13 protein-coding genes are annotated in these 13,426 nt (G+C 48.4%); 9 read left to right on the top strand and 4 right to left on the bottom strand.

Annotation, left to right across the window (positions count from 1 at the left end; translation table 11 throughout):
• Positions 1–22: 22 nt before the first annotated feature.
• From topA to FTU50_RS02935, 9 genes are all read left to right on the top strand, one after another.
• Positions 23–2,659 carry a type I DNA topoisomerase gene (gene topA, locus FTU50_RS02975; RefSeq protein WP_005182090.1) on the top strand — a complete coding sequence of 879 codons (2,637 nt, stop codon included), beginning with the start codon at positions 23–25 and terminating at the stop codon, positions 2,657–2,659.
• Between the two features lie 93 nt (positions 2,660–2,752).
• Positions 2,753–3,556: an NYN domain-containing protein gene (locus tag FTU50_RS02970; RefSeq protein ID WP_163142891.1), complete on the top strand. Its 804-nt coding sequence runs from the start codon at positions 2,753–2,755 to the stop codon at positions 3,554–3,556.
• A gap of 4 nt (positions 3,557–3,560) precedes the next feature.
• Entirely contained in the window at positions 3,561–4,319 is a 759-nt protein-coding gene (locus tag FTU50_RS02965) for a hypothetical protein (RefSeq protein ID WP_180046314.1), read from the top strand.
• 56 nt (positions 4,320–4,375) lie between these two features.
• The gene (locus tag FTU50_RS02960; protein WP_168396959.1) at positions 4,376–5,515 is read left to right on the top strand and encodes a glycerate kinase; all 1,140 of its coding nucleotides are present in this window, start codon (positions 4,376–4,378) and stop codon (positions 5,513–5,515) included.
• Between the two features lie 51 nt (positions 5,516–5,566).
• Positions 5,567–5,755 carry a hypothetical protein gene (locus FTU50_RS15495; protein ID WP_228289027.1) on the top strand — a complete coding sequence of 63 codons (189 nt, stop codon included), beginning with the start codon at positions 5,567–5,569 and terminating at the stop codon, positions 5,753–5,755.
• Positions 5,756–5,986: 231 nt separating this feature from the next.
• On the top strand, positions 5,987–7,978 hold the full coding sequence (locus FTU50_RS02950; protein WP_163169941.1) for an ATP-dependent helicase: 1,992 nt from the start codon (positions 5,987–5,989) through the stop codon (positions 7,976–7,978).
• Between the two features lie 92 nt (positions 7,979–8,070).
• Positions 8,071–8,322, top strand: coding sequence for an RNA-binding protein (locus tag FTU50_RS02945; protein WP_005182105.1), 252 nt, complete (start codon positions 8,071–8,073; stop codon positions 8,320–8,322).
• Positions 8,323–8,500: 178 nt separating this feature from the next.
• The gene (locus FTU50_RS02940) at positions 8,501–9,004 is read left to right on the top strand and encodes a DUF6586 family protein (RefSeq protein ID WP_180006785.1); all 504 of its coding nucleotides are present in this window, start codon (positions 8,501–8,503) and stop codon (positions 9,002–9,004) included.
• Positions 9,005–9,106: 102 nt separating this feature from the next.
• Complete coding sequence (locus tag FTU50_RS02935) at positions 9,107–9,385, top strand: hypothetical protein (protein WP_005182110.1); 279 nt, start codon at positions 9,107–9,109, stop codon at positions 9,383–9,385.
• Positions 9,386–9,445: 60 nt separating this feature from the next.
• Here FTU50_RS02935 and FTU50_RS02930 read toward each other — a convergent pair whose 3' ends face one another.
• The 4 genes from FTU50_RS02930 to FTU50_RS02915 form a co-directional block, all read right to left on the bottom strand.
• A complete protein-coding gene (locus tag FTU50_RS02930) occupies positions 9,446–11,164 on the bottom strand; it encodes a cation:proton antiporter (RefSeq protein ID WP_075167257.1) in 1,719 nt (572 codons plus the stop codon).
• 147 nt (positions 11,165–11,311) lie between these two features.
• Positions 11,312–11,467 carry a 50S ribosomal protein L33 gene (gene rpmG / locus FTU50_RS02925; RefSeq protein WP_003654787.1) on the bottom strand — a complete coding sequence of 52 codons (156 nt, stop codon included), beginning with the start codon at positions 11,465–11,467 and terminating at the stop codon, positions 11,312–11,314.
• Between the two features lie 16 nt (positions 11,468–11,483).
• The gene (gene rpmB / locus FTU50_RS02920) at positions 11,484–11,720 is read right to left on the bottom strand and encodes a 50S ribosomal protein L28 (RefSeq protein WP_000048256.1); all 237 of its coding nucleotides are present in this window, start codon (positions 11,718–11,720) and stop codon (positions 11,484–11,486) included.
• 164 nt (positions 11,721–11,884) lie between these two features.
• Positions 11,885–13,348, bottom strand: a complete 1,464-nt coding sequence (locus FTU50_RS02915) for a coniferyl aldehyde dehydrogenase (RefSeq protein WP_163169942.1) — start codon at positions 13,346–13,348, stop codon at positions 11,885–11,887.
• Between the last annotated feature and the right edge of the window lie 78 nt (positions 13,349–13,426).

Raw genomic sequence — 13,426 nt, 5'->3', positions numbered from 1 at the left:
TTCACAGGAACTACGGTTAACTATGGCGAACGCTCCTCGCTCCACATCGAAAAGCACTACAGCAAAATCTGCCGATGGCGCTAAACGTGCCTTGGTGATTGTGGAGTCGCCTGCAAAAGCGAAAACAATCAACAAATACCTCGGTTCGAATTACATTGTAAAGTCGTCGGTCGGTCACGTGCGTGATTTGCCTACAGGCGCCAGTAAAAGTACAGAAAAGAAAACCACCACACGTGCCAAACTGACCGAAGCACAAAAAGCAGAAAAAGCTCAGCAGGCCTTGGTCAACCGCATGGGGGTAGACCCGGAGCATGGCTGGAAAGCCCAGTATGAAGTGCTACCGGGCAAGGAAAATGTTGTTGCTGAATTGAAAAAACTGGCATCGCAGGTCGATGAAGTCTATCTGGCAACGGATTTGGACCGTGAAGGGGAAGCCATTGCCTGGCATTTAAAAGAAGTCATTGGCGGTGATGATGCGCGTTATCAGCGTGTGGTATTTAACGAAATTACCAAAAATGCCATTCAGGAAGCCTTTAAGCATCCGGCACGTCTAGACACCAATAAAGTCAATGCGCAGCAGGCGCGCCGTTTCCTGGACCGTGTGGTTGGCTTTATGATTTCGCCATTGCTGTGGGAAAAAATTGCCCGTGGTCTGTCAGCCGGTCGTGTCCAGTCAGTAGCCGTCAAACTGGTGGTAGAGCGTGAACGTGAAATTCGTGCCTTCATTCCGGAAGAATACTGGCAGGTATTTGCCGATACCAAATCTGCACAAGATGATATTCGTCTGGAAGCAGTCAAGCAAAATGGCAAGACCCTAAAGCTGCGTAACAAGGCTGAAACCGATGCCTTGCTGAACCTGATTAAAGATGCAGACTATACGGTGGCTGCACGTGAAGACAAGCCGACCAAGGTGAATCCGAGTGCGCCGTATATCACCTCAACGCTGCAACAGGCGGCCAGTACCCGCTTAGGTTTCTCGGTCAAGAAAACCATGATGCTGGCACAGCGTCTGTATGAAGCCGGTTTTATTACCTATATGCGTACCGACTCGACGTTCCTGAGTGATGACGCCGTGAATATGGTGCGTACGCATATTGAATCTGAGTACGGCCAGAAATATTTACCGGCCAAGCCAAACCGTTACGGCAACAAAGCCGGCGCGCAAGAGGCTCACGAAGCGATTCGTCCATCCAATGTTGGTCTGAAAGGCGACAGCCTGGCCGGTGTCGAGCGTGATGCCCAGCGTTTATACGATTTAATCTGGCGTCAGTTTGTGGCCTGTCAGATGACTCCGGCCGAGTATTTATCATCGACCATTCTGGTCAATGCTAACGGGGTAGAACTGAAAGCCAAAGGCCGTACCCTGGTCTTTGATGGTTTTACCAAAGTGCGTGGTCAGAACAAGTCTGATGATGATGTATTGCTGCCTGCAGTGAAAGTCGGCGAAGTGCTGAAACTGCAAAAGCTGGACCCATCACAACACTTTACCAAGCCGCCGGCACGTTTTACCGAAGCCTCGCTGGTGAAAGAACTGGAAAAACGTGGCATTGGCCGTCCATCGACCTATGCGGCGATTATTTCCACCATTCAGGACCGTGGTTATGTCAAGCTGGAAAACCGTCGTCTGTTTGCGGAAAAGATGGGTGAGATTGTCACCGACCGTTTGGATGAAAGCTTTAACAACCTGATGAACTACGACTTTACCGCGGACTTAGAAGGTCAGCTGGATAAAGTGGCCGATGGTGAACGCAACTGGAAAGATCTGCTCGACAGCTTCTATGGCGATTTTAAAACCCGTTTGACCAATGCACAGGGCGAACAGGGCATGCGCCGTAATCTGCCGGTGGAAGTGGATGCCGTGCATTGTCCGGAATGCGAACGTCCAATGCAGATTCGTACCGGTACCACCGGGGTATTCCTGGGCTGTTCCGGTTATAACCTGCCGCCAAAAGAACGCTGTAAAGGCACTTTGAATTTAACGCCAGTTGAATCTCTGGCGGCCCTGTCAGATGATGACAGTGCTGAAACCGCCGACCTGATGTCGAAAAAACGCTGCCCGATCTGTGAAACTGCCATGGATAGCTACGTGATTGATGGTGGCCGTAAATTGCATATTTGCGGTAATAACCCGGACTGTGCCGGTTTTGAGCTGGAAGAAGGCGAGTTCAAGATTAAAGGCTATGATGGCCCGACCATTCCATGCGATAAATGTGATGGCGAAATGCAGCTGAAAACTGGCCGTTTTGGTCCGTATTTTGCCTGCACCAGCTGTGACAATACCCGTAAAGTCTTGAAAAACGGTCAGCCTGCGCCGCCGCGTGTCGACCCCATCAAGATGGAACATTTACGCTCGACCAAGCACGATGACTTCTTTGTCCTGCGTGATGGCGCTGCCGGTCTATTCCTGGCGGCCAGCAAGTTCCCGAAAGTGCGTGAAACCCGTGCACCGAAGGTGGCGGAACTGCGTACGGTTGCTGACCAGCTTGATCCAAAATATCAATTCATTTTGCAAGCACCCGATGTAGACCCAGAAGGCAACCCGACTCTGGTGAAATTCAGCCGTAAAAATCAGGCGCAATATATTGGCTCTGAAACCCCTGAAGGCAAGCAGACCAAATGGAGTCTGGTATATCAGGATGGCAAATGGGTTGAAGCCTAAAAGCTAAAAATAAAAAATGCCGACATCAGTCGGCATTTTTTATGTCAAAATCAACTCCACAATAAATTTGAATAATAAGCGCTTGGGGAACCGGTGGATATCCAAACAAAAAAATTTGCGGTGTTAATTGATGCCGATAACTCTTCGATTCACGCTATTGCTTCGGTGCTTGAAGAAGTCGCCAAATATGGCATTGCCAGCGTGAAACGGGTCTATGGGGACTGGAGCAGTGAAACCCTGAAAAAGTGGCGTGATGTGCTGTTGCCGCATGCCATTACCCCGGTACAGCAGTTTGCCTATACCAAAGGCAAAGATGCCACCGACATGATCCTGATTATTGATGCCATGGATTTGCTCTATGCCGGAGCGCTGGATGGTTTCTGTATTGTGTCCAGTGACAGTGACTTTACTCCGCTGGCCTCGCGGATTCGTGAAAATGGCCTGAGTGTTTATGGTTTTGGCAAAAAATCGACCCCGGAAGCATTTAAAAAAGCCTGTGATAAATTTATTTATATTGAAAACCTGATCTCTGAAAATGAACTGAAAAATGCCGAAGAAGATGAAATCAGCCCGGTTCAGGACAAAAAGAACATAGAAAGTGCAAAAAATTCCGAGCTAAAATCCAGCACTGCGCCGAAAGAAAACCCGGCTGCGGAGATGATGGATCGCGCCACACTGAATCTGATTTATAAAGCAGTCAAAGACAATGCCGATGAAAATGGCTGGGCCAATCTGGGCATGGTCGGGCAATATATCAGCGCGGTAAAACCGGATTTTGATTCCAGAAACTATGGCCGGGCCAAGCTTTCCGGACTCATTAAAACTCTGAATCTGTTTGAAACCAAAATTGAAATGAGTCAGATGTATCTGAGAAAACTCAAAAAACAGAGCGCTTAAGCCGATGTGGAAAAAGATTCGTATCCTGATCCTGTTGCTGATTCTTTTCATTGTGGCGGTAAATGCCTATCGTGACCAGAATCAGGACTGGAATAAACCAGTGCGGGTGCTCTTGCATCCGGTGAATGCTGATGGACATGACAGCACGCAGCTTTATATCCAGCAGCTGTCTAACAGCAGTTTTCAAACGGTGCAGCAGTATTTGCAGCAGGCCGCAGCACAGTATCGCCAGCAACCGGTATATTTTTATCTGCAGCTTGGCCGGGAACTGAAACAGTTGCCGCCACAGGTACCGGAACAGGCTTCTTTACTCGATAGCATCATCTGGAGTCTCAAGTTCCGGTTTTATGCCTGGCGTCAGCATCAGTCAGTTGATGGCGCACCGCATGTGACCCTGTATTTAAACTATTATGATCCAGCTCATCAAAAAGCTTTAAAACATTCTACCGCGCTGGAAAAAGGCCGGATTGGTTCGGTTAACCTGTTTGCCGCCGAGCGTCAGAACCAGCAGAATCATGTGGTACTGGCACATGAATTACTGCATGCTTTTGGCGCCCGTGATAAATATGATCTGGCCACCGGACTGCCGATTTATCCGCTGGGTTATGCCAACCCGCAGCAACAGCCACGCTATCCACAGCAGAAAGCTGAGTTAATGGGCGGGCATATTCCGCTAAGTAGCAGCACCAGCAAAATGCCGGACAGCCTGCAATACACCGTCATTAATGACCTGACCGCTGCGGAAATTGGCTGGCTACGCTAATATGCGGATAAGTCAACACTTATCCACAATGGACACCCACGCTGGGGATAAACCACATGCCACTTCGTTTTGTGATTGCACCAGATTCCTTTAAAGAAAGCCTGAGCGCAGTACAGGCCGCCCAGGCCATGCAGCGCGGAATCTTGCGGCAGTTTCCGGATGCAATCTGTCGCTTAGTACCGCTGGCCGATGGCGGTGAAGGCACCGTCGATGCCCTGTTAAATGCATGTGCCGGGCAGAAAGTTTCGTGTCGGGTACGCGGCCCTTTGCCGCAGCAACAGGTTGAAAGCTACTTTGCCCTGATTGACGACGGCAAAACTGCAGTCATTGAAATGGCCAAGGCCAATGGTATTCATCTTATTCCGTTGGCGCAGCGCAATCCGGCGCTTACTTCTACTTATGGCACTGGCGAGATGATCCGCCAGGCGCTGGATCTGGGCGTGTCTAAAATCGTGATTGGACTGGGCGGCAGTGTCACCAATGATGCCGGCAGTGGAATGGCGCAAGCGTTGGGGGTGAAATTTTTAGATCAGGCTGGCCTGGAGGTGCAACCTTGTGGCGGCAATTTAAAGCAGATCTGCGAGATTGACCTTAGTGCTTTGGATGCCCGTTTGGCAACCACCGAGATGCTGATTGCCAGCGATGTCAATAATCCGCTCTGTGGGGAATATGGTGCCTCGGCCATTTTTGGACCGCAAAAAGGTGCCACACCGGAGCTGGTCAAAATTCTCGATCAGAACTTGGGTTATTTTGCCAATCTGGTTGAAACAACGCTCGGGGTTAATGTGCAACATCAGGCCGGGGCCGGTGCAGCGGGTGGACTGGGCTTTGGCTTGCTTGCTTTTGCACGCGCAAAAATTCAGTCAGGTGTTGAACTGCTGATTCAGCAAACCGGGTTGACTGAAAAAATTACACAGGCCGATGTGGTCCTGACCGGCGAAGGGAAAATTGATCGGCAGACCTTCATGGGCAAAACCCCATTTGGCGTGGCACAGGTTGCGAAAAGCTTGAATAAACCGGTCTATGCGTTTGCAGGAATGATTGGTGAAGATATTGAGCCACTGCTGGAGGCGGGATTTACACAGATTATTGGTATTAATCCACCTGATATTTCAGTGGAAGATGCGATTCGAAATGCAGAAAACAATTTAACCGACAGCGTCGAAAATGTCATGCAATCACTAAAGAAAGCGTGACAAACCCAGATGCCAATAGGGTTTAAAAATAAAATGCTAAATGGGGAAATGATGAAAAAGATCATCTTGGTTTTGATATTAAGCTGCATCACTGTACACAGTTTTGCAAAACCGGCCTACCGCGAAAATATGCAAAATTATCTCAAGAAAAACCCTGTGCAGCAGCACTCACAGCCGAGAGTGCTGTCTTTTCATTTTGATGAGGTGCATCTGAGTGTTTTAAAATCTGCTGGCAATTGAAAAGAAGGTCACGCTGATTGTGGATTCAGATGTCGACATGAATCATCAATTTCCCCTTCATTTACGCAATTCGAACTTTTTTGAATTTTTGGACGTAACGACCCGACAGCTGGGGCTGCAATACGAAGTACTCAATTCGAAAACGATCCGGGTTTACAAATAGGCTAGTTTTTATGTTGATGGGATGCTTATGATAAGATCTCGCTTTGAATTTTCGAGAAATGATTTGGTATGTCACTTGCACAGCTCATCGACGAGTTAAATCCCCAACAGAAAAATGCAGCCACCACTGAAGCAAAGCACAGTTTGGTCTTGGCTGGGGCAGGCTGTGGCAAAACCAAAACCATTGTGGCGCGTGCGGCGTATCTGATTGATCAGGGCGTTCCGGCCAACCAGATTCAGATTCTGACTTTTACCCGCCGTGCCGCTGCCGAAATTGTAGCGCGGGTCGAACTGGCGCTGGGCGAGCAGGCCAAGGGCTTGCGTGCTTCGACCTTCCATACCTTCTGTATGTATCTGCTGCGCCGGATTCCAAAAGCCTTTGGGCTGGAACAGTTCTCGATTATTGATCGTGATGACCAGATCATGATGTTTCGTTTACTGCGTGGTAAAGATGACAAGAAAAATCCAAATGCCTTGCCCAAGCCGCAGCAGCTATGTGACCTGTATTCATTTGCCCGCAATACCCGGCAAAAACTGAGTATTGCCCTGGAAAAGCAGCTGCCGGAATGTCTGGATTATAAAGATCAGATTGCCGAGATCATGAAAGAATATGAAGCGCGCAAGCAGGCGCGTCATTTTCTGGATTATGATGATATTCTGGCAATTGTCGCTTCGGCGCTGGCCCAATCAGAGGGGCTGGTCGATTATGTCGCGTCGTTGTGCCAGCACATGCTGGTCGATGAAATGCAGGACACCAATCCTTTGCAATGGGCCTTACTAGAGCCGTTAAAAGAGCGGGTGCAGCTGTTCTGTGTTGGTGATGATGCGCAGTCGATTTACGGTTTCCGTGGTGCAGACTTTGAAAACATTCATCACTTTAAAGAACGTGTTCCGGGTGCCCAGATTTATAAGCTGGAGCGTAATTATCGTTCAACCCAGGAAATTTTGGATCTGTCGAACTGGTTGCTGGAGCAAAGTCCGATCGGCTATGACAAACGGCTGGAGGCGTATCGTGGCAGTGGCTTAAAACCGCGCATGCATATTTTCCCGAATGAGTTTGATGAAGCCAAATGGATTGCGATTGATATCAAAGAGCGTCACTTTATCCAGGGGGCAGCATGGCAGGAGCATATGGTGCTGGTGCGTTCCAGCTTTGCCGCGCGGCATATTGAAGCGGCCTTTATTGCGGCCAATGTTCCGTATCGTTTTATTGGCGGCATGAAATTACTGGAATCGGCACACGTTAAGGATTTGCTCAGTCTGCTGCGGGTCATTGCCAATCCGGCCGATGATATTGCCTGGATGCGTTTTCTGACCCTGTGGAATGGCGTTGGAGATGTCGGTGCCAGTAAATTGGCACAGCAGTTATTGTTGAATCCGGAAATGGAGCAGATTGCGGAAAAGCTGGAGAAATTTGGCCGGATTCCGGATAAAACCATTTTGATTATGAAGCAAATGGCCGTACTGAAACAGGAAGTCGACGTCTGTGTCAGTCTGGCGATTGAGGCACTGGTGGAGCAGCTGGAACAGAATTACGCCAAAAAAGACTGGTCAAAACGGCTTAAAGATTTTGATCTGGTCAAGCAGCTGGCCAGCAAACACGGTCAGCTCAGCGAGTTTCTGGAAGAATATGTACTCGATCCGATTTCGATTAGTGAAATTGAGCGCCAGTCAGATGATGATGTGGTCACGCTCATTACCATCCACTCGGCCAAAGGCACCGAGCAGAAGGTCTGCTATGTGGCCAATGTCACTGCCGGGCAGTATCCACATGCACGGGCGCAAGGGAATTTTGACGAAGTTGAAGAAGAACGCCGGGTGCTGTATGTGGCTTTAACCCGGGCGCAAAACGAGCTGATTCTGACCAAGCAGAACATCAGCTGGTGGGCCAGAGATACGGTCGATGAACAGGGACGTACTGTAGAAAGCTATTTTCTGAACGATTTGACCCGTAACCTGTGTCAAAGTGAAACCCATTATAAAACCCGTGAACAAACTGTTAAAAGTGCACTGATCGAACGCCAGAAGATTCGTTTAGATTTTGGGATTGATCTCGATTAAACTAGAGCCATGTGTTGTGCAGCTTGATGCACAATCTCCAGAGTAGAGTAGGCGCATGCTTTTGGATGATTTGGCCTATTTGGAAAAAGTAAATGAAAATTCTTGTACGTAATTTAGAGCGTTCTATCACCGATGCTGAACTGCTGGCGCTGTTTCAGCCGTTTGGCACAGTCGAATCTGCGGTGATTGTTAAAGAGGCTGACAGTGGCAAGTCCAAAGGGTTTGGCTTTGTGGAAATGCCGCATGGTCGTGAAGCCGTCAAAGCGATTAAGGGCCTGAATACCCTGAAAGTCAAAGGTGCTGGCATTCGCGTTAAAGCTGCGGAAGACAAGCCGAAAGCTTGAACATCAACAGGAGTCCTTAGTGGCTCCTTTTTTAGCGCTGCATTTTTCTTTATTTAAACCCATCGTAGAAAATATCGGTGCTGATGATAGCGCTCATATGTATTTTTTATTGGGCATTTGGACGCAGAGCGTTTAAGCTTAATGTTGAAATAAAAGCCAAAATTTAGGAACGCTATTCATGTCCCGTGTTGCTCGCTTTCATGCCGACCGTACCAATCAAAAACTGTATTTTGCCCGTCTTTCATGTCAGCAAGCTGAACAAACCGAACATATCCAGCAGGCGCAGGCACATCGCGAAGCAGCGGTGTTTCATCTGCATGGTGCTGTACTGGCCTTTTTGCAGGAACTGATGCGTTACTACCGCCTGAATGAGCTGCAGCCGACTTTAAAATCAATTGAAGAAGCGATGGCGGCCAAAGGTCAGGTATCGCCTGAAGTGGTGATTCTGCAAAAACTGGCCAAAGAAGGCTTTATTGCTGAATTAAAACGCGCTTATCGTCTTTGTCAGTATACGCCGGAGCCAAGCGCACCGGAACCGGAAGATGAGACTTCATCGAACCTGATTATTAAAGTCACTCAAACCCCGCAAGCATGGCTGCCAGATACCAAAATCCTGCGTGAATGGCATCGTGAGCTGATGCAGTTAATTGATGGTTTCAGAAATGAAATGGTGGAATTCTAAACCCGACCAGTGTCCCTTGAATTCTGAAAACCTGACATCATATTAACTATCTAAGCGATGCAAAGAGTCCATCTTTGCCACCATGTTGAACATGGAGGAATTATGTCTATAGAACAGTTAAAAGCCTTATTTGGAAATCAGGACGCGATTTTGGAATTGGTTCAGCTTGAAGGTGGTGAGTTGGCATTGCGTAATGCTGGTTCAGAACAGGAACCTCTGGTCAAAATCCAGTTTAATGATGAAGTCAAAGCCCTGCTGGGAGATCAGACGCCAATTGTCGCCCAGCACATGATTCAGGCCGCATTATTCGGGCTGCTGGAAAAGCAGGTCAATGAATGGCAGGCCGAAGTGGTTGATGAGCAGCCGAAGTATCTGAGCTAGTCGGCTCATGCTCTGGAATGCAAAAGCGCACCTGAAGGTGCGCTTTTTTGTGCCTGAGGCTTAATGTGAGGGTGGTTGATGATGGGCAATTTCAATCTGGTTTAAAATATGATTGCTCATGTTCTTGGCCATTTCTTCTTTGGCAAAGTACACCTCACCGATATTGTCACGGCGAATGACTTCGGCTTCTTCTTTGCTTTCCGCGCAGATCAGCACCTGAATTTGCGGATTCAAAGTAGTCGCAATATCAACAATTTTATGAATATCAATAATGTCCATCGGTGAAATCACCAGTAAACGGGCATGCTGAATATGTGCCTGAATCAGTACTCCAGGCTCAGTGGCCACACCGGATACCGCAGCAATGCCTTTTTCCCGCAGGTTTTCGACAATCTCACGGTTTTCTTCGGCAATCACCACCTTGATATTTTCCGCCATCAGGTTTTTGGTAATACGGCGGCCGACTTCACCATGGCCAATAATCACCACCTGATCCCGCAGATAATCTTGTGAAACTTCATCGGGTAACATCGCCAGCGGGTCGCCACTGCGTTCCAGCAAACGGGCCAGATGTGAACGCTCGCGAATCCAGCGCTGTACCGGTTCAATCGCCGAAAACAGGAAGGTGTTTAAGGTAATGGAAATCAGGGCACCGGCCAGAATCAGGTTTTGACCTTCTAGAGACAGCAGCTGTAACGATACGCCGAGCGTGGCCAGAATAAAGGAGAATTCACCAATCTGCGCCAGTGAAGCACCCACCGTTAATGCAGTGTTAATCGGGTAGCGGAAGAACAGGACCAGGGCCATGGCGGCAATGGTTTTACCAATCATGATAATGCCGACCACTGCCAGCACATGCAGCGGTTCTTCCAGCAGAATCCGCGGGTCAAACAGCATCCCCACCGACACGAAGAACAGGATCGAGAAAATCTCCCGTAGCGGCAGGGTTTCTTCTTCAGCACGATGGCTAAAGTCAGACTCTTTCACCACCATACCGGCAAAGAAGGCGCCCAGTGCCATCGACACACCAAAGACTTTATAGGCACCAAAGGCAATTGACACGGCCGCCGCGACCACAGTCAGGGTAAACAGTTCACGGGAACCTAGACGCGCCACCACCTGCATAATCCAGGGTACCAATCGTTTTCCGACAATCAGCATAAAGGCAATAAAGCCGGTGACTTTTAACAGGGTAATGCCCAGTGTCAGCCAGATGTTTTCATCAGCTGCACTACCGGCAAGTGCCTGTCCACCCAACAGGACCGCAGTAGCCGGTAACAGTACCAGCACCAGTACCATCACCAGATCTTCGACCAGCAGCCAGCCCACGGCAATCTTGCCGTTGACCGAGTCTAGCAGGCCGCGATCCCCCAGTGCTTTGAGTAGAACTACCGTACTGGCACAGGACAGGCTAAGACCGAACACCAGTGCAGAGCCGAAACTCCAGCCCCACATCATCGAGACTCCAATCCCCAGTAAAGTGGCGACAGTAATCTGCAGGATGGCACCGGGCAGGGCAATCCGTTTGACTTGCATCAGGTCATTGAGCGAGAAATGCATCCCGACGCCAAACATCAGGAACATCACACCCAGTTCAGCCAGCTGGTTGGCCAGGTGAATATCACCGACCACGCCGGGCGTATTTGGACTAATCAGGATACCGGCCACCAGATAACCGATCAGGGGCGGTAAACGTAAACGGGCGGCAATATAGCCGAACAGTAAGGCCAGTCCAAAGCCGACAGCCAATAAGATAATAAGTTCTACATCATGCGGCACTAACAACTCCTTAAGCCAAGGTTAAGGGTAAAAAAGACAAGCACAGAGAGTGCCAGATTGAAAAGATCAGGAAATTTTAACAACTGGAAGAAAAAAAGTGCAAAAAAAACGACCTGCAGAGAGGTCGTTTTTTTCAAAAAGCCAAAATTATTTGATTTTAGCTTCTTTGAAGATTACGTGTTGACGGATTTTTGGATCAAATTTTTTGATTTCCATTTTTTCCGGCATAGTACGTTTGTTTTTAGTCGTGGTATAGAAATAACCTGTACCAGCTGTAGAAACTAAGCGAATCTTATCACGCATTGTCCTGACTCCTTACTTAGATCTTTTGACCTTGAGCACGTAGGTCAGCAACAACCTTTTCAATGCCCAATTTGTCGATAATACGCATACCTTTAGTGGTTAAACGAAGACGTACAAAACGTTTTTCGCTTTCTAACCAGAAACGGTGGTGGTGCAGGTTCGGCTCGAACCGGCGCTTAGTTTTGTTGTTGGCGTGTGAGACGTTGTTACCAACGACTGGACGCTTGCCGGTAACTTGGCAAACCTTAGACATGGTGTAACTCCATTGATTTAGCCAACAGCAAATCTGTATGGCCAGTCAAAAATAAACGGATGAATTCATTCAAGGGGCGTTTTATACCAAAAATGCGCTTAAAAGACAAGCGATTTTCAGGAAAACGCAGCATGAGCCATGCTAATAGCTCATGCCTTGATCATTTAGCGAAGAAGCATCTTTGAAATTAGTCTGTGAATCGGCTTATTGAACGGCGGCAGGATGTATTTCAAGCTATACAGCTTCGGATTAGACATCACCGAGCGTTCATGCGACAAACTGAAGAATCCTTCGGGACCATGATATTTGCCCATCCCTGACGCACCGACACCACCAAATGGTAAGTCATCCTGTGCGACATGGGTCAGTACCATGTTTTGTCCGAAATGCCCTGAATGGGTACGCTGTGCGACATAGTCGGCACGCGCCTGATCAAAGTCGAAGTAGTATAATGCAAGTGGACGCGGACGGCTATTAATAAACTCGATTACATCATCAATTTGTTCATATTCCATGATGGGCAGCAGTGGTCCGAAAATTTCCTCTTTCATGATGCGCATTTCGGTGGTGACCCCGGTCAGTACGGTCGGAGCGACTTTGCGTACATCGTCCAGCAGTTCATTTTGCGGATTGATTTCAATCAGTTGGGCGCCCTGTTCACGGGCATTGTCTAAATAGCCCTGCAGCCGGTTGTACTGCTTGTCATTAATAATGGAGGTGTAATCCTGATTGTCGCGCAGACTTGGATACATCTGCTTAATATATTGTTCATAATGATTCAGGAATTCGGCGGTTTTGCCTTTAGGCAGGAACATATAGTCCGGTGCCACGCAGGTCTGTCCGGCATTCCAGAGTTTACCAACCGCAATCCGCTCGGCAACATCAGCCATATCACTTGATGGATGCACCAGCACGGGCGATTTACCGCCCAGCTCTAAAATCACCGGCACCAGATTTTCGGCTGCCGCCGCCATCACGGTTTTACCGACATTGGTCGAACCGGTAAAAATCATTTTATCGAAGGCCAGATGACTAAAGGTATCGGAAATTGCACCACCACCGGTAATGACCGCCACCAGTTCCTGCGGGAAGGCTTCGGCAATGGCATTTTCCAGCACGCGGCCAAAATGCATCGAGGCACTGGAAATTTTAATCATGGCATGGTTGCCGGCTGCTAAAGCGCAGATTAACGGACCGACCGACAGTAACAGCGGATAATTCCACGGTGCAATAATGCCGACCACACCCAAAGGCTGATATTGCACCCAGGCTTTGGCCGGCTGATGAATAATTCCGACGTGTCGCTTGGACGGTTTCATCCAGCCGCTAAGGTTTTTGCTGTAGTATTTGATATGTTCAAGGCAGGTGAGTAATTCGCCAATTTTGGTCTCGTCCATCGAACGGTTACCATAGTCTTCATTAATTGCTTCGGCAAACTGATCCTGATATTTCACCAGCACCCGTTTTAACCGTGCCAGGCGGTCAATCCGTTCTTTGGCAGTTGGCAGCGGATAGCGCTGATAGGCGTATTTCTGCAAGGCCAGAACATCATGTAAACGTTGTGCATCAAGGTTATGGGGCGTGCTGTCGGGAGTGGTCATCGAAGTTGTTTTTGTTTGACTGTTCATGGCGTGTTACCATTCGATTGAATCAATTAATTTAGTTTTTAGAGTATTTACTCTAAATAGTCAAGTTACTTTATCTGT

The organism is Acinetobacter sp. YH12112, from assembly GCF_013418945.1.
Classification (GTDB): Bacteria; Pseudomonadota; Gammaproteobacteria; order Pseudomonadales; family Moraxellaceae; genus Acinetobacter; species Acinetobacter indicus.
This window is presented reverse-complemented; position numbering and strand designations above follow the sequence as displayed.